General features: G+C 51.8%; 13 protein-coding genes. 6 read left to right on the top strand and 7 right to left on the bottom strand.

Features of this window, described 5'->3' with window-relative positions:
* Nucleotides 1-222: 222 nt before the first annotated feature.
* Together GJJ30_RS04400 and GJJ30_RS04395 are read left to right on the top strand one after the other, a co-directional pair.
* Nucleotides 223-930 carry a MotA/TolQ/ExbB proton channel family protein gene (locus GJJ30_RS04400; protein WP_154173582.1) on the top strand — a complete coding sequence of 236 codons (708 nt, stop codon included), beginning with the start codon at nt 223-225 and terminating at the stop codon, nt 928-930.
* A gap of 77 nt (nt 931-1,007) precedes the next feature.
* Complete coding sequence (locus tag GJJ30_RS04395; RefSeq protein ID WP_154173580.1) at nt 1,008-1,400, top strand: ExbD/TolR family protein; 393 nt, start codon at nt 1,008-1,010, stop codon at nt 1,398-1,400.
* A 41-nt stretch (nt 1,401-1,441) separates the two neighbouring features.
* Here the strand turns inward: GJJ30_RS04395 and GJJ30_RS04390 are convergent, their stop codons facing one another.
* The 3 genes from GJJ30_RS04390 to GJJ30_RS04380 all read right to left on the bottom strand — a co-directional run bounded on the left by GJJ30_RS04390 (nt 1,442) and on the right by GJJ30_RS04380 (nt 5,025).
* Nucleotides 1,442-2,497: an FAD:protein FMN transferase gene (locus GJJ30_RS04390; protein WP_310588187.1), complete on the bottom strand. Its 1,056-nt coding sequence runs from the start codon at nt 2,495-2,497 to the stop codon at nt 1,442-1,444.
* Nucleotides 2,494-3,582, bottom strand: a complete 1,089-nt coding sequence (aroC, locus tag GJJ30_RS04385) for a chorismate synthase (protein ID WP_154173578.1) — start codon at nt 3,580-3,582, stop codon at nt 2,494-2,496. The genes GJJ30_RS04390 and aroC overlap by 4 nt, the downstream gene beginning before the upstream one ends.
* Before the next feature lie 96 nt (nt 3,583-3,678).
* Nucleotides 3,679-5,025 carry a BatD family protein gene (locus GJJ30_RS04380; protein ID WP_170299121.1) on the bottom strand — a complete coding sequence of 449 codons (1,347 nt, stop codon included), beginning with the start codon at nt 5,023-5,025 and terminating at the stop codon, nt 3,679-3,681.
* Nucleotides 5,026-5,214: 189 nt separating this feature from the next.
* On the opposite strand from GJJ30_RS04380, the gene GJJ30_RS32280 reads away from it, so the two are divergent.
* Complete coding sequence (locus GJJ30_RS32280; protein WP_124874053.1) at nt 5,215-5,418, top strand: hypothetical protein; 204 nt, start codon at nt 5,215-5,217, stop codon at nt 5,416-5,418.
* 55 nt (nt 5,419-5,473) lie between these two features.
* Here GJJ30_RS32280 and GJJ30_RS04375 read toward each other — a convergent pair whose 3' ends face one another.
* The 4 genes from GJJ30_RS04375 to GJJ30_RS04360 all read right to left on the bottom strand — a co-directional run bounded on the left by GJJ30_RS04375 (nt 5,474) and on the right by GJJ30_RS04360 (nt 10,665).
* A complete protein-coding gene (locus GJJ30_RS04375) occupies nt 5,474-6,808 on the bottom strand; it encodes a dihydroorotase (protein ID WP_154173574.1) in 1,335 nt (444 codons plus the stop codon).
* A gap of 54 nt (nt 6,809-6,862) precedes the next feature.
* Nucleotides 6,863-7,852 (bottom strand): porphobilinogen synthase, encoded by a 990-nt coding sequence (gene hemB, locus GJJ30_RS04370; protein ID WP_310588204.1) that lies wholly within the window; start codon nt 7,850-7,852, stop codon nt 6,863-6,865.
* A gap of 122 nt (nt 7,853-7,974) precedes the next feature.
* A complete protein-coding gene (locus GJJ30_RS04365; RefSeq protein WP_154173570.1) occupies nt 7,975-8,655 on the bottom strand; it encodes a response regulator transcription factor in 681 nt (226 codons plus the stop codon).
* 105 nt (nt 8,656-8,760) lie between these two features.
* Nucleotides 8,761-10,665 (bottom strand): sensor histidine kinase, encoded by a 1,905-nt coding sequence (locus GJJ30_RS04360; protein WP_154173568.1) that lies wholly within the window; start codon nt 10,663-10,665, stop codon nt 8,761-8,763.
* A 187-nt stretch (nt 10,666-10,852) separates the two neighbouring features.
* On the opposite strand from GJJ30_RS04360, the gene GJJ30_RS04355 reads away from it, so the two are divergent.
* The 3 genes from GJJ30_RS04355 (at nt 10,853) to GJJ30_RS04345 (ending at nt 15,618) form a co-directional block, all read left to right on the top strand.
* On the top strand, nt 10,853-11,689 hold the full coding sequence (locus tag GJJ30_RS04355; protein WP_170299120.1) for a T9SS type A sorting domain-containing protein: 837 nt from the start codon (nt 10,853-10,855) through the stop codon (nt 11,687-11,689).
* A 323-nt stretch (nt 11,690-12,012) separates the two neighbouring features.
* Complete coding sequence (locus GJJ30_RS04350) at nt 12,013-12,240, top strand: hypothetical protein (RefSeq protein WP_154173564.1); 228 nt, start codon at nt 12,013-12,015, stop codon at nt 12,238-12,240.
* 441 nt (nt 12,241-12,681) lie between these two features.
* Nucleotides 12,682-15,618 carry a serine hydrolase domain-containing protein gene (locus tag GJJ30_RS04345; protein ID WP_310588185.1) on the top strand — a complete coding sequence of 979 codons (2,937 nt, stop codon included), beginning with the start codon at nt 12,682-12,684 and terminating at the stop codon, nt 15,616-15,618.
* Nucleotides 15,619-15,678 lie beyond the last annotated feature (60 nt).

The following is a 15,678-nucleotide window of genomic DNA, read 5'->3' as shown; positions in this document are numbered from 1 at the left end:
TAGAAACCCTGTCAGCGGTTGAAAACCCTGACAGCGGTTTAAAAAGTTCTTAATATATCATGAAACCAAAACCGCTGTCAGGGTTTTCAACCGTATCGACGGCCCGGCGCTGACAGGGTTAAGACAATAAATCCGGCGGGGAAGGCGTTGAACAACGAAGATGCTTTCTCCTGCTCCGGCTTAAAGGCTAGTATAAAACTGATTATCTGATTCATAGCTCACATGATTCTATTACAAGTTCCAACGGCTGGTGGCCCGGCCGTCGATTCCACGGCAGCAGCCGCAGCCCCGGCCCAAAGTATGCAACTCTTCGATCTGGTCGCCAAAGGCGGTTGGGTCATGATTCCAATTTCACTCCTATTCTTTCTGGCCTTGTACATGATTATCGAACGCTGGCTGTTCATCCGGAACAATACCAAAGTCGACGATAATTTTATCGACAATGTGAAAGATATGGTGATGCAGGGAAATATCAAATCGGCTGAATCGTTCTGTAAAAACCAGCGGAATTCGATCGGGCGGATTTTTGAAAAGGCCATCGGGCGCATTGGCTCGCCGATCCGGGAAATCGAAGGAACGCTGGAAACCGTCGGGCAAATCGAACTTTCCCGGCTGGAAAAGAATCTTGGCTATTTGGGAATCATTGCCGGTATTGCCCCGATGCTGGGTTTTATCGGAACGATCTCGGGGATTATCCGGATTTTCTACGACATTTCGCTGTCCGATAACATCAGCGTTGGAATCATCGCCGGTGGTCTGTACGAAAAAATGATCACGTCCGGCGCCGGTCTGATCGTCGGGGTCATTGCCTACACCGGTTATCACCTCCTCAACATGCTGATCGAAAAATTCACGCTGAAGCTGGAAATCAACTCGTTCGAGTTCATGGAAGTGCTGCAGAAACCAACCGAAGCCGCCAGAGTACGATAAAAGAAGTTAGACAAGAGACGAAAGACAAACCCAAAAACCGTCTTTTTTCTCTTGTCTTTTCTCTATAATCTCCGACAATGAAATTCCGAAGAAAAACCAAGTTTGCCGCCGAGGTTGCTACTTCCTCCCTGAACGACATCATGTTCTTCCTGCTGTTGTTCTTTCTGATTATCTCGACGGTGGCCAACCCTAACGTCATTAAACTACTGCTACCCAAAGCCGCTTCGTCGCAGCAGTTGAGCAAGAAACAGATTACGCTCTCGGTCGATGCTGAAAAGCGGTATTTTATCGATAAAACTCCAATTTCGCCCGAAAATCTGGAAATGGAGCTGAAGTCGGTTTTGAAGGACGTTCTCGAACCAACGATTGTGGTGCGGGTCGATAAAACGCTCGCCGTTCAGGATCTGGTCGATGTATTGCAAACCGGTGCCAAACTGAACATCAAAATGGTCATGGCGACCTCGAAATAAGAGTCCTGGAAGTTTCAAAGACCTGTAAGGTTTTCAAAACCTTACAGGTCTTTTTTTGAACTCCACTTGAGCGGTTTTCCGTTTCGTTCTTCCGTAATCCAAACTGTTACACCCGGAAACCGCTTCACCAGCCGCCTACTTTTTCGAATTCCAGCCACGCTGAAGACTTTTGTCAGCGCGTCGGCCTGGGTGCCGTCGGGGGCCAGAATCGTCGTCTGTACATGATGGAGCAGTCCTAATCCCGTTCGTGGATTCATCAAATGGGAATACCGTTTGCCATTGTGGTCGAGAAACCGGTGCGTGGCTCCCGACGCGGTTATGCCAACGTGGCTCAAAAACAAGGTGGTGGTATCGGCCCTAAAACCGGTCAGAATACGCCAGCCGCGTTCGCCCGGTGGCGGATCGCTCAGCCGAATATCCCCGCCAATGTCCAGTAAAGCGGATTTTATACCCAATTGTTGAAGAACGTTCATCGCTTCATCGTTGGCGTATCCCTGCCCGATTCCGCCGACATCGAGCCGCATACCCGGTTTTTTCAACCGTATTTTTCGCTGACCGGCGTCAAATTCAATGTACCGGTAATCAACCAGCCGGTGCGCTTTTCGGAGCTCCGGTTTGGTCGGGAAAATTTGCCGCCGAACCGCCCGTCGCCAGAGTTGCGACAACGGCCCAATGGTCGGATCGAATAAACCGTCGGACGCCCGGGCAATGGAAACCGCCCGATTGAGTACATCGAATAAGTCCGCAGAAACCGCTACCCAGCGCCCCGACCCCGCCGTAGCCGACAACCGGTTGATCTCGCTACCGTCGAGGTAATCGCTCATGACGACATTGAGGGAATCCATTCGGGTATCCACCGCCCGACGAACGTGCTGGGCAGTACTATCGTCGGGCGCGTAAAAAATCTGGCGAAACTCGGTTCCAAACAGCCCCCGGTCGAAGACGTAGCGCCGGAGCGGCTGGGCGGCTGCGTTCTCGGCCCATAACCCGAAAAAAAAGGCTAGAACCGGTACTGCCCCCCACCCCCTGAAGGGGGCTTTAAAAAAAATGCTTACAAAAGCCCCCTTCAGGGGGTGGGGGGCAAGTTTGAAGCTCACACTTTCGCGACTTTGTTCCGCAGGTAAAAATCGGCCAGCACCAGCGCGGTCATGGCTTCCACAATCGGAACCGCGCGCGGCACCACGCAGGGGTCGTGCCGTCCTTTGCCCGAAACCACCACCGGATTGCCGTCGACATCGACGCTGTCCTGATCCTGCATGATGGTTGCAACGGGTTTGAAGGCCACGCGGAAATAAATATCCTCGCCATTGGAAATACCGCCCTGAATCCCGCCCGAATGGTTGGTCCGCGTCCGAACGCGACCGGTTTCGTCGCCCGGTTCAATGTAAAATTCGTCGTTGTGTTCCGAACCGTGGAGTTCGACGCCCGCAAAACCGCTGCCGTATTCAAAGCCTTTCACGGCGTTGATGCTCAACATGGCCTTGCCCAGTTCGGCATGTAATTTATCAAAAACCGGTTCGCCCCAACCCACCGGCGTTCCGGTCACAACGCACGACACAATGCCACCAATCGAATCGCCCTGCTTCCGGGTTTCGTCGATGTAGTCGAACATCTGCTGCGCCAGTTCCGGGTCAGGACAACGCACCGCGTTTTCCTCTGCTTTCGAAATATCCAGTTGCTGATACGGCGTTTCGAGCTTCAATTTACCGACCTGCGACACATACGCCTGAATCTGAACACCCTGCTGTTTCAGCAACAGTTTGGCCAGGGCTCCGGCAGCCACGCGGGCAGCGGTTTCGCGGGCCGAACTGCGGCCACCGCCCCGGTAATCGCGCACGCCGTATTTTTGCTGGTAGGTATAATCGGCGTGCGACGGGCGGAATTGCTGCGAAATGTGCGAATAATCTTTGCTGCGTTGATCTTCGTTCCAGATCACGAGGCTGATGGGCGTTCCTTCGGTTTTTCCTTCAAAAATGCCCGAAAGTACCTGAAACTCGTCTTTCTCGCGCCGTTGCGTCGTAATCCGCGATTGCCCCGGTTTCCGCCGATCCAGTTCTGACTGAATAAATTGCGTATCTACCTCCAGACCGGCCGGGCAACCGTCGATGATTACGCCAATGGCCGCGCCGTGCGATTCGCCGAAAGTGGAAATTTTAAAAAGCGTTCCGTATGTACTGCTCATTTTTTTCTAGATGTGAGAGGATAGACAAGAGACGTGAGATTAAAAAACCGGAGCTGACCTTTCTTTATTCTCTTGTCTCATCTCTCTTGTCTACACTCATTTTCTCCAAAATAAATACATCATTCCCAGAATCATGCCGATCAGCAGGATATTTACCAGTAATCGCAGCGTTTCCTGCATATTGACCGGTTGTTCTGAGCTGTCGGTTTTCTCGATTCCGGTATAAATCGAACCCGGCAAACTGACCCGGACCGTGTCGCCTTCGGGTAAAGCCGTGCCGCCTACGCGTAACGTGATGGCGGAGCGCAGGGTATCGTACCGTTGCTGTTTCAGGTTAAAATAAATCCAGCGAAAATACGACGCCAGCGGGAAGGTGCCGTTCCGCCGGGGGATCAACGCGTACGAAAATGTTTTGTAGCCCGACACCACTCCCCCGCTCCGGTTGATGACCTCTTTTTCAGACGGCGGAAATATATCAAACGTCGTGGAATCAGGTACGACCGGAGCGGGCAAAGACGCGATGTTTCCTTCGCCGGTGATCCGGAAATTATATTGAACGCTCTGCCCGACGGCCGGATTTTTCCGCAGACTCGTCTCAATCAGCCGGAATTGCCCGACAGCCACCTGATCGCGAAGCGGGTGGGGCGGCAGGGGCGTTACACTTACGGACAGTGGGCGGGTTGCGTACGATACGATCTCTTTTTTCCGCTCACCACCCGGTTTGGCAGCCGGTCGGAACTGCTGCAACTTCAGACTAACCGAGGGCAGTTGGATGGATTGCCGGGTCAGGGGAAAAAACGTGGCCTGATAAATGCGGTATTCTGCGTACTGTTTGCCGTTAAAAAAAACCGCATGGCGGGAAAGGTCTGTAATTCCTTCGTTTTCTTCCCAACAATTGGCCGGGCGCAGTGTTTTCAGAAGTTGTTGTAACTGTTGCTCAAGTTCATAAAACGTTAACTCAAACGGGTAGGATTCGGCCACAAAAAAAGACAATTTTACCGAAAACCCTTCACGAGTGTAAACAGAGCCTTTTGACGTACTCAGCGACAGAAAAACGTCGTTTTTGGCAATGGTTTCCGGCGGAGCCACAACGGGGGTTGTAGTTGCGTCGGCTTGGACGGTAATTATGACTTCTTCGGACTGAATCGTCGTTTCGCCGACCACCAGTTCGAACGGCGGCAGGCGGTATTGTCCGGGACGAATTGCCGCATATGATTGGGTAATTACTTGTGAAACAACGGTTTTTCCATTAATTTCGACGGGTGACACGCTCGTTTCCGTGCCTTTTTTAATGAAACCTTTGATGGAGGGAAAGTTAATAATCGGCCGGGAATCGCTGTTTTTGATGATGACCGAAATCGTGAAGGGCCGTTGGATCGAAATGTCAGTTTCGCCCAGTTCAATAGCAATGGACGGCTCCTGAGCTAACACTTTCAGACTCAATGGGCCGCAAAAAAATAATACAAATAAAAATTGGAATCTTAAAAATTTCATCTCTAAATTTGAGCAACAAAAATAACCAGAATGCGTTACAATTTTGGAGATGCCGACGGATGTTTTCCTTTCTGCCGACCATCTTTCTAATGTGGAGTAGATCCTCAAAACTCTAACCAAAAAAACGTAGTATGTAGTATGGCAACAATGCTGGAGTACATCAAGACTATCCTTCAGAAAGTGAGCTTTGACAAGAAATTGTTTGAGAAGGAATTAAAAAAAGCAATTGGTCTCCTCATCCCCGAGGAAGTGAAACAGTTAAAATCCTGGTGCTACGAGAAGTTTAGTAATTTATATCTCTCTATTCTCAACCGATGTTTCTATAGGCGAAAGCTAGCCTGAACAAGGCTGAACCAAATAACGAAAAAAGGCCGACTTTGCAGTCGGCCTTTTTTCGTTAGCGCGTAAACCGCAGGCGTTTGCCAGACACGGTTTCATTGAACTTTCCATCCGCGTAAGCCAGATGCCCCGAAACGATGGTGTGCGTTACGGTTGCACCGAAAACCGCTCCTTCCAGGGGCGACCAGCCACACTGGTACTGAATATTTTCTTTGGCAACGGCGGTTTTTTGGTTGGGATCAACCAACACCAGATCGGCCCAGTAGCCTTCCCGAACGTAGCCCCGCCGGTCGATCTGAAAACAGTCGGCGGGCGCGTGGCACATTTTCTCCACCACTTTTTCCAGCGTGATTTTTCCCTGCTGAACCGCTTCCAGCATCAGCAGCAGCGGGTGCTGGACCAACGGCAAACCCGAAGGCGCCTGCCAGTAGGGCTGCTGCTTTTCGGCCCAGGTGTGCGGGGCGTGGTCGGTGGCGATGATGTCCAGCCGGTTGTCGAGCAGGGCCTGCCAGAGCTGCGGTTTGTGATGCGGGGCTTTAATGGCCGGATTGCACTTGATCAGATTGCCCAGCCGGTCGTAATCGTCGGCATCGAACCAGAGGTGATGGACGCAAACCTCGGCCGTAATCCGTTTTTCCTTCAACGGAATCGTATTGTCGAACAACGGCAGTTCGTCAGCCGTCGAGATGTGCAGAATGTGCAGCCGGGTATTGTGTTTCCGGGCCAGTTCGACCGCCAGCGACGACGATTTCAGACAGGCTTCCTCGTTCCGAACGAGCGGATGAATCCGGGCGTTTGCGTTATCGCCGTACACTTCCTTATACCGCGCCGTGTTCGCCCGAATGGTGGCTTCGTCTTCGCAGTGCGTCGCAATCAGCATCGGGCTTTCCCGAAATACCGCATCCAGCACCTTTTCGTTATCAACCAGCATGTTACCCGTCGACGACCCCATAAAGATTTTGATACCGCAGACGGTTTCGGGATCGGTTTTCAGGACTTCTTCCAGATTGTCGTTGGAACCGCCCATGAAAAACGAATAATTGGCGAGCGACGTCCGGGCGGCAATGTCGTATTTCTGGGCCAGTAATTCCTGCGTCAGCGCGTTCGGAACCGTGTTGGGCATTTCCATGAAGCTCGTGACGCCCCCGGCTACGGCCGCCCGCGCTTCAGAATGGATGGTGGCTTTGTGGGTTAGACCGGGTTCGCGGAAATGCGCCTGATCGTCGATGACGCCCGGTAACAAATAGTTTCCTTTGGCGTCGATAACGGTATCCGCCGGTTTGTTCAGGCCCGAACCGATCTGTTCGATAAAACCGTCTTTGCAATAAACGTCCGTTTCGCGAATGGTTCCCTCGTTAATCAGACGGGCATTCTGGATCAAAATTGTGCTCATGCGGCAAAGGTAGAACCGGGAAGACGAACCTCCTACTACCGGTTTTTATGAAGTCTAGGATTTCCGGAGTTGGGCAACTTCCTTCGCAAAGTAGGTCAGGATGATTTTGGCACCCGCGCGTTTCATGGCCGTCAGGATTTCCAACATGGCCCGTTCGCCGTCGATCCAGCCGTTGGCAGCTGCGGCTTTTACCATCGCGTATTCCCCACTGACATTATACGCGGCAATCGGCAGGTCAAAATTGTCGTTCAGCAGTTTGATGATGTCCAGATAAGCCATCGCCGGTTTTACCATCAGAAAATCAGCGCCTTCGGCATAATCCAGTTCCGCTTCGATCAGGGCTTCGCGGCTGTTGGCCGGATTCATCTGGTAGGTTTTCTTATCCCCAAAACGAGGAGCCGAATCGAGCGCATCGCGGAACGGGCCGTAGAAAGCCCCGGCGTATTTGGCGGTGTACGCCATGATCGAAACGTTCGTAAATCCTTCTTTGTCAAGCGCTTCGCGGATATAACCGATACGCCCGTCCATCATGTCCGACGGCCCGATGATGTCGGCACCGGCGCGGGCCTGCGCCACCGCCATTTTAGCCAGCACCACCAGCGTTTCATCGTTGACGACTTCAAAACCGCCTGAACCTTCTTCCACAATTCCGTCGTGACCGTCGGAACTGTACGGGTCCATCGCTACGTCGGTCATCAGGGCAATGTCCGGAAACCGGTTTTTAATGGCCTTTACGGCCTGCAGATACAGACCTTCGGGATTGTGGCTTTCGGTCGCGTATTTATCTTTTTTGCTTTCGGGCAGGTTGGGAAACAAAGCAAATGTTTTCAGTCCCAGATCGACACATTCCTGCATTTCTTCCAGCAGCAGGTCGAGCGAAAACCGGGCGACACCCGGCATGGAAGTGATTTCGGAGCGAACGCCCTGACCTTCCATCACGAACATGGGATAAATCAGGTCGGACAACGACAGGAAGTTTTCCTGCACCAGTTCCCGAATAACGGGCGATTTTCTATTTCTGCGTGGTCTTCGTAGCATATTTATACTTAGAGAAAGAAGAAAGAGAATAGACAAGTGACCAACGGTTAAAAGGCAGCGAGTTGCTTTTTCATCTAATCTCTCTTGTCTAAAGTCTATTTTAGCAACAAAGATAACATACCGAAACGTTACGCCATCAGTTTAAATCCTTCGCCGTGCAGGTTGACGATCTGCACCGACTCATCTTCTTTGAGGTACTTGCGGAGTTTGGTGATGTAAACGTCCATGCTGCGGGCGTTGAAATACGAATCGTCACCCCAGATGAGCTTGAGGGCAAAGCTGCGGCTGAGCGGCTGGTTTTTGTTCTGGGCGAACAACTTCAGCAAAGCCGCTTCTTTGCTGGTCAGCTTGACGTCGGTTCCGTCGCGGGTGAGGAGCTGGTGCGCAAAATCGAAGGAAAAAGAACCAATCTGATACGTCGCGGGCTGCTGGGCTTCATCGGTTTTGTGGTACCGCCGGAGAATGGCCTGAATCCGCAGCAGCAATTCTTCCATGCTGAACGGTTTGGTCATGTAGTCGTCGGCCCCGATCCGGAAGCCCTGAATGGTATCCTCCTTCATCGACTTGGCGGTCAGGAAAATAATCGGCACATCCCGGCCCGACATCCGAACTTCCTTCGCGAGCGAAAAACCGTCTTTTTTCGGCAGCATCACATCGAACAGACACAGGTCGTACGCGTGATCGACAAACCGCTGCCAGCCCTGATTGCCGTCGGTTGCCAGATCGGTATCGTATCCTTTGGCGTTCAGGTATTCCTGCAACAACATCCCCAAATTCGGGTCATCTTCAACCAGTAAGATTTTCGGCATCTTGAATTTTCCTCTGATAAACCCTGATTACCTCTGATAAACCCTGTGAAATAGCTTTTATTGTTACACAGAGGTTACCAGAGGAAATCAGGGTTTATCAGGGGTTTAAGTGTGTTGGTATGGCAAAATTACTTCAAACGAACTTCCTTTCCCCAACTGGCTGTCGACCCGAATGGAACCGTGGTGCTCTTCGACCATTTTCTTGACGTAACTCAATCCCAGCCCGAAGCCTTTGACATCGTGCAGGTTGCCCGTCGGAACGCGGTAGAATTTCTCAAAAATCCGGCCCACCTGATCTTTCGTCATGCCAATGCCATGATCGGAAACGGTGACACTAATCCCATTCTCAACGTTCCGCGTCTGAATGGTAATATCCGGTTTTTCGGGCGAATATTTGATGGCATTATCCAGCAGGTTATAGAGAATGTTGCTCAGGTGAACTTCGTCCGCTTCCACAATTTCGTCGGCGGCTTCAAAATCCAGGTGAACTTCGCCTTCTTTCTGCTCGATCTGCAAACCGATCGTATTGAGAACGTTGCCAATGGCATCGTGAATATTGACCGACGACAATTTTAGTTTAACCGCGCCCTTGCCCGCCGTGGCCCGGTCGAGCAGCGCCATCTGGAGCACTTTTTCGACGTGCGTACCCAGTCGGCGGGTTTCGTCGCGGATGATGCCCATGTAGCGGGTCAGGCGCGTCGCCGGTTCTTCGGCCGGTTCCAGGCCGTGGCTAAGTTGCTCCTGCGCCATTTCCACCGCCAGCGAAATGGTCGAAATCGGCGTTTTGAACTCGTGCGTCATGTTGTTGATGAAATCATTCTTGATATCAGCCAGTTTTTTCTGCCGCATAATGGTATTGATGGCAACGTAAAAACAGGTGATGATCACCAGCACGAGAATCGCCGACCCCGCCAGAACAGCGCTCATTTTCCGCAGAATGAACTGCTGCTGATCCGGGAAATAGACGTACACATAATTGCCTTTTTCCAGAAAATTGTTCGGAAACAACACGGCTTTGTACACTTTCTTGTTCTCCGAAAGCTGATTCTGCGAATGCGACGCAAACAACAACTGCGGTTTGGCCAGCCCCACGCCCACATTGGTCCGAACGCCGTATTCAAAAGGGATGCTGATGCCCCGCTCGGCGATGGCTTCTTTCAGCAGCGAATCCAGCACCGTACGGTTAAGGCGGCTTTCGATCGGGCGATTGGCAAATAGCAAATCCCGCACCACCCCTTTTACCATTTCCGACTGTTGCTCGACCTTCCGCATTCCGGCTTTGGAATGTGCCTGATCAACGGGTAAAACCGGTACCACCGGTTTTGGTTTCGGGTGTAATTTGCGAATAATCTGCTGCTTTTTAACCGGACTTGACACGATCAGCGTGCTGTCCGGCTGGGCGTATAGCAGCCGCAATTGCCGCTCAAAAACCTGATCGACCAGGTTATTAAACTGCCGTTGCTGCTGCATCTGCAAATCCCAGAGTTCATCCGGGCCCAGCGCGTCCTGTTGCCGCACCAGATCCTCGAAATGCTTCTGCTGAACGTCCGACAGTTTCTGCACATCCGAATGAAAGGCGTCGGAAGGCGAAACCTGCGTTTGCTGCCAGACGCTGACCGGAACCGTTGCGTTGCTTTCCGGTTCCGACACAATAGGTTCTTTTGCCCGATTTGCCAGATAGGCTTCAGTGCGGGCTTTTTTAGAAAACCGGTTGCCCGTTTTGGCCAGTTGGTCGCGGTCATTTACCGACTGTATGCCAACGGCTGGTCGGGAAATGGCCATCAGCTGACGTTGCTGCTGCTGCTGGTTCATGCGTTGCCGCGCCAGATACAGAATTTCCTGGCGTTCCAGCGTGCGAACCACTTCCTGCAAACCGTCGGTCACTTTATAATCAAACTGTTCCTTCTGCAACGAAAGCGCGTTGTTGATCCAGTAGAGCTGCAACGAAATCAGCCCCAGCAAACCCACCGTCATCAACGCGGCAATCCAGCGGATGCGTTGTTTTGTCATTTTTTATTCCTCCTGTGCAACATTTTCGATTAACCGTACATCTATTGATTGGTTATCCTCACCTAAAATTACAAAACCCACGGCCTACGGGCTAAAATACCCGCTTCCTTTAACAAACTTTAACAACGAAACAATTCGATTTGCCCTAGGTTTGCAGTGTTTTCTGACCGTAAAAACGATTAACGCAATGAGTATCCAATCTGTTATCTGTTACCGCCCGATGCTGGCAGTCCTGCTGGTGTGCGGCTGGTCGGCCGCAGCGCAGGCCCAATCCGACAAGAAAACGGACGCTGATCAAAACAACGTCAACGTGAAGATTATTGAGCGCACCAACGCCGGTGAAGTTCGCGAAATCGAACGCAGCTATCGCCTGAATGGAATGAGGGATGACGAACGGGATGCGCTGGTCAACCGGCTGGTCGATTCGATCCGGACCAAACGCGGAAATTCCAAAGGCCAGATCACCATCGTGATCGACGATACGCACAACAACAGTAATTTCAATTACCGCGAAAACCGCAACTCCGACCGGATTGCCAAACGAAATGAGCGCGACATTACGGCGCGTCGGCCCAACCGCGCGACCGGCCCGAGTGAGTTCCGGTATTACAAGGACGGCAAACTGCAAAACCGCTACCGGTTTGATTCCGACTCGCTGGTCGATCGGCTGAAACGGCTCGAATTCCATTGGCCCGAAAACTTCGGTCAGCGCATGGAAGACTCGTTCCGCAACTGGAGCTGGTCGATGGATGACGAAAAAGCACCCACCATCCGCAACCTCCAGGTATATCCCAACAACCCGGAAACCAACGAGTTAAACGTCCGGTTTACGGCCCCGGCCAAAGGAGATATCCACATCCGGGTAACGACACCTGACGGAAAAGAGATTGCCAAAAAAGACGTGAAAGACTTCTCGGGAAGTTACGCCGGACAGATCGACATCGACAAAAAAGCCAAGGGAGTTTTCTTTGTTAACGTCACTCAGAAGGACGACGGGGCGGTCAAGCGGATTGTCATTCCGTAATTTCATCCCCTGAAACCGGTTGATTGTCGGACGCCGGATGGATTTCGTCCTTTTATTCAGATGGTTGGTCGGTTGTTTTGAACAGTTCAGCTACTTTTACTAAGAAGATAGGAAAAAGACCCGCTACCTTTACGTTACCTTATCTAAGTATTCACGTCTTAAGGGAAGTTGGTTGCGTCAGGTTTGGCAAGTCAATACCGTTCATCAATAAATAGTACCGTTTAAAAATTATTTTGAAAAAACAAGGTACTATGTATTGCAAGGTACAATAGAAAACCCATATCTTTGTAAAGAACTTAAGAAGGGCCAAGCCCGTGAAGAGTATGAAAACGTTAGTAATCTTTTTCCTGTTGATTGGTGCCAGCCTGAATGCTTCAGCCATGGGTCATCCGCAAAATCTGTTCGCTGCTCACCGCAAAGCGAAGCAGTACAAGCCGGAGGTATGCAAAACGACGACAGTTACTGACAAACGTGCTCTCACGAATTGTGTCAAGGCAGCTGCTCCCTCCGTTCTGCAGACCTGGGTTCTGCTACGCAAGAAATTGAGCTGAGATAATCCATAATTCCTTCCTCAGGATGGCGGTGCCACGACTTCGGTTGTGGCACCGCTCTTTTTTTTGTGGCACAGGAATTGCCGGATTAAGTGAGGTAGTTAACGGCGCAAATCGCCTTTATTTTCTCTTAAACCCCTTATTTCAAAATTTTTTACAGGTCAAACGTTGAAAATTTATGCATAAATAGGCGGTTTATCGTGTGTTTTAATTAGGCATGTTTTCGTTATTTGGTTAACTTTATCGTTTGATTGGAATAAACTGTACAACCTGACGTAACTGTATTTCTTAACCAAAATGCGTGCTAAAGTTGTCTCTCGGGTAGTGTTGGCTCTGTTAGTGGCCGGTTTTTTGACAGCTTTTGGATGGAATCATTCCGGATTGGCCCGGCCTGTTTGGCGGGGGTCAGGCTGGCGTAATGCCTTACTATCAGCGAACCTGTTGGCTCCTTTTTCGAAGGAGACCCCGACGCGCGTGGCCAAAGCCGAAGTGTGGCATCACAAAATAGCGGCTCATCCGGTTGAGGTCTGGGGCTCAGCTCCGCAGCAGCAGCGGTGGGTCGACAGTGTTTTCCGCACCCTGACGCAGGCGCAGAAGATTGGGCAGTTCTTTATGGTTGCCACGTTTTCCAATCGGGACGAAGCGCATTACCAATACATCGAAACACTGGTTCGCCATTATAACATTGGCGGACTTATTTTCTTTCAGGGCGGACCCAACCGGCAGGCCATCCTGACGAACCGATATCAGGCTGCCGCCAATATTCCACTGCTCATCGGCATCGACGGCGAATGGGGACTCGGCATGCGGCTCGACAGTACGATGGATTTCCCGAAACAAATGACTTTGGGAGCCATCAGCGACACCGCCGTGATTTACCGCATGGGCGCCGAAATTGGCCGCCAGTGCCAGCGGCTGGGCATTCACATCAATTTTGCCCCGGTTTCCGACATCAACAGCAACCCTTCCAACCCGGTTATCGGAAACCGCTCCTTTGGCGAATCGAAGGAAAATGTAGCGCTGAAAGCGTCGGCCTACATGAAAGGGCTGCAACACACCCACGTCATCGCCACCGCCAAGCATTTTCCCGGCCACGGCGACGCCAGCAGCGATTCTCACCTGACGCTTCCCACAATCAGCCGTTCGGTTACGCAGCTAAACGACATCGATCTGTATCCGTTCCGCAAATTGATCGCGGATAGCCTCATGGGTGTTGTCACCGGCCATTTGCACGTTCCGGTGGTCGACAATACTCCGCGCCTGGCCGCAACCCTATCCGAAAAAATTGTTACGGATCTGTTAAAGAAGGAATTAGGGTTCCGGGGGCTGGTCTTTACGGATGCGCTCAATATGGGCGGAATCGGCAAATTACCGGCCGAAGAAGTCAACCTGCGGGCCCTGATGGCCGGAAACGATGTGCTGCTGTACCCGGAAAATGTGCCCGACGCGGTGCACCGGATTGCCGAAGCCATTGAGCAGAAGCGCATTTCGCAGGAACTGATTGACGAAAAGGTCAAGAAAATCCTGCGGGCCAAGTACTGGGCAGGTTTGAACAAATACAAGCCCATCCAGCTCGAAAACCTCAACCGCGACCTAAATTCGTCGGAAGCCCAACTGCTCAAACAGGAACTGTGTGAGCAAGCGGTTACGCTCGTCAAAAACACCAATAACTTATTACCCGTCAGTGCGTTGGACACTTTGCGTCTGGCTTCGGTCTCGATCGGAACGGATTATGGCAACGCGTTCCAGAAAATGCTGGGGCGGTATGCACCATTTCGCCAGATCACGTACGGCGAAAAACCGTCGGGCGATCACAACGTGGAGGAGATGCTGAATCAGGTTGGCGATGCCAATCTGGTGGTGGTAAGCTTTCACCGGATGAGTCCGTCGGCCAAGTGGAATTACGGCGTTACTAATGCGTCGTTGACTCTGATTAACCGCCTGAAACAGCGCGGAGTTCGGGTAGTCGTTTGTGCCTTTGGGCCAGCGTACGCGCTCCGGCCCTTCATCGGAACGGAAGCCGATGCGGTTTTGTGCGCCTACGAAGACGGTGAAGAAATGCAGCGCGTGGTGCCTCAGATTATTTTTGGGGCCGTTCCCGCCAAAGGCGTTATGCCGGTTACCATTGGTGAATGGCGAATCGGAAACGGGTTGCTGACCGCCCCCAACCAGCGCCTGGCTTACAGCCTGCCCGAGAGTGTCGGAATGCGGTCGGGGCAGTTGAAACACATTGAAACTGTGGTTCAAAAAGCCATCCGCGACCGCGCCTTTCCCGGTTGTCAGGTTTTGGTAGCCCGAAAAGGAAAAGTGGTTTTCGACAAAAGTTTTGGTACGCTGTCGTATAACAATGCCGAGCGCGTAACGGACGAAACTCTTTACGATCTGGCTTCCCTCACGAAGGTGCTGGCTACGCTCCAGGCAGTGATGCTGCTGAACGAGCGCGGAGCCATCGACCTGAATCAGAAAGTGGCCTATTACCTGCCCGAATTCCAGAATAACAGCAAGCGGAATATGACCGTCAGCGATGTGCTGCTGCACCAGACCGGTTTGCCAGCGGGTCTGTCGCGGGCCATTGAACGGTCGAAAGCCCCGGGCATGTCGGCCTTCCGCTCCGTCCGCGACACGACTTATTCGTTGCAGGTTGGCCCCAATCTGTATGCCGCTCCGGCCCTGCGCGACTCGATCTGGCAGTGGATTGTGCGGACTCCCCTGACCAGCCGGGCGGATGAAGACGGCCGATATAATTATGTGTACAGCGATCTGAGTTTCGTGATTCTGCAAAAGCTCGTCGAACGGGTAGCCAAACAACCGCTGGACATTTTCCTGAACGAAAATCTGTATAAATCGCTGGGCATTTCGACGCTCTGCTTCAATCCGCTGCAATGCCACGCGGGTTGCCGGGTTGCTCCCACCGAACAGGATACCTACTTCCGCAATTCGCTCCTGCAGGGCACGGTTCACGACCAATTGGCGGCTTTGCAGGGCGGTATTTCGGGCCATGCCGGTCTGTTTGGCGATGCGAATGACATTGCTAAAATCCTGCAAATGAATCTCCAACGGGGCAATTACGGCGGTCAGCGGTTTTTGATGCCCGGAACTGTACCACTTTTTGTCCGCACTCAGAGCGATCGCAGCCACCGCGTTTTGGGCTGGGATAAACCCGAAGTGGACGGCAACAGCGTTTACCACGCGACGCAGGTTTCGCCCCGCTCCTTTGGCCATACCGGTTTTACCGGAAATGTAATCTGGGTGGACCCCGACTACGATCTTGTCTTCATTTTTCTATCCAATCGCGTCAACCCCAGCGCGGGTAATACACTGATCAATACCCAAAAAATTCGTCGGCAAATTCATGAGATTATATATCAGTCGATGTAATTTGTACTTTTGGGTAATTATTCAGAATAAAACGAAGTTAACCGACTACTTTCCTCACTA

It is taken from the genome of Larkinella terrae, from assembly GCF_009668025.1.
Taxonomy (GTDB): Bacteria; Bacteroidota; Bacteroidia; order Cytophagales; family Spirosomataceae; genus Larkinella; species Larkinella terrae.
This window is presented reverse-complemented; position numbering and strand designations above follow the sequence as displayed.

Bases quoted from the DNA above. Each gene is read 5' to 3' on its own strand.
- GJJ30_RS04355 (WP_170299120.1), top strand. From the start codon at position 10,853: ATGAGTATCCAATCTGTTATCTGTTACCGCCCGATGCTGGCAGTCCTG.
- GJJ30_RS04360 (WP_154173568.1), bottom strand. From the start codon at position 10,665: ATGACAAAACAACGCATCCGCTGGATTGCCGCGTTGATGACGGTGGGT.
- GJJ30_RS04395 (WP_154173580.1), top strand. From the start codon at position 1,008: ATGAAATTCCGAAGAAAAACCAAGTTTGCCGCCGAGGTTGCTACTTCC.
- GJJ30_RS04350 (WP_154173564.1), top strand. From the start codon at position 12,013: ATGAAAACGTTAGTAATCTTTTTCCTGTTGATTGGTGCCAGCCTGAAT.
- GJJ30_RS04400 (WP_154173582.1), top strand. From the start codon at position 223: ATGATTCTATTACAAGTTCCAACGGCTGGTGGCCCGGCCGTCGATTCC.
- aroC (WP_154173578.1), bottom strand. From the start codon at position 3,582: ATGAGCAGTACATACGGAACGCTTTTTAAAATTTCCACTTTCGGCGAA.
- GJJ30_RS04375 (WP_154173574.1), bottom strand. From the start codon at position 6,808: ATGAGCACAATTTTGATCCAGAATGCCCGTCTGATTAACGAGGGAACC.
- GJJ30_RS32280 (WP_124874053.1), top strand. From the start codon at position 5,215: ATGGCAACAATGCTGGAGTACATCAAGACTATCCTTCAGAAAGTGAGC.
- GJJ30_RS04365 (WP_154173570.1), bottom strand. From the start codon at position 8,655: ATGCCGAAAATCTTACTGGTTGAAGATGACCCGAATTTGGGGATGTTG.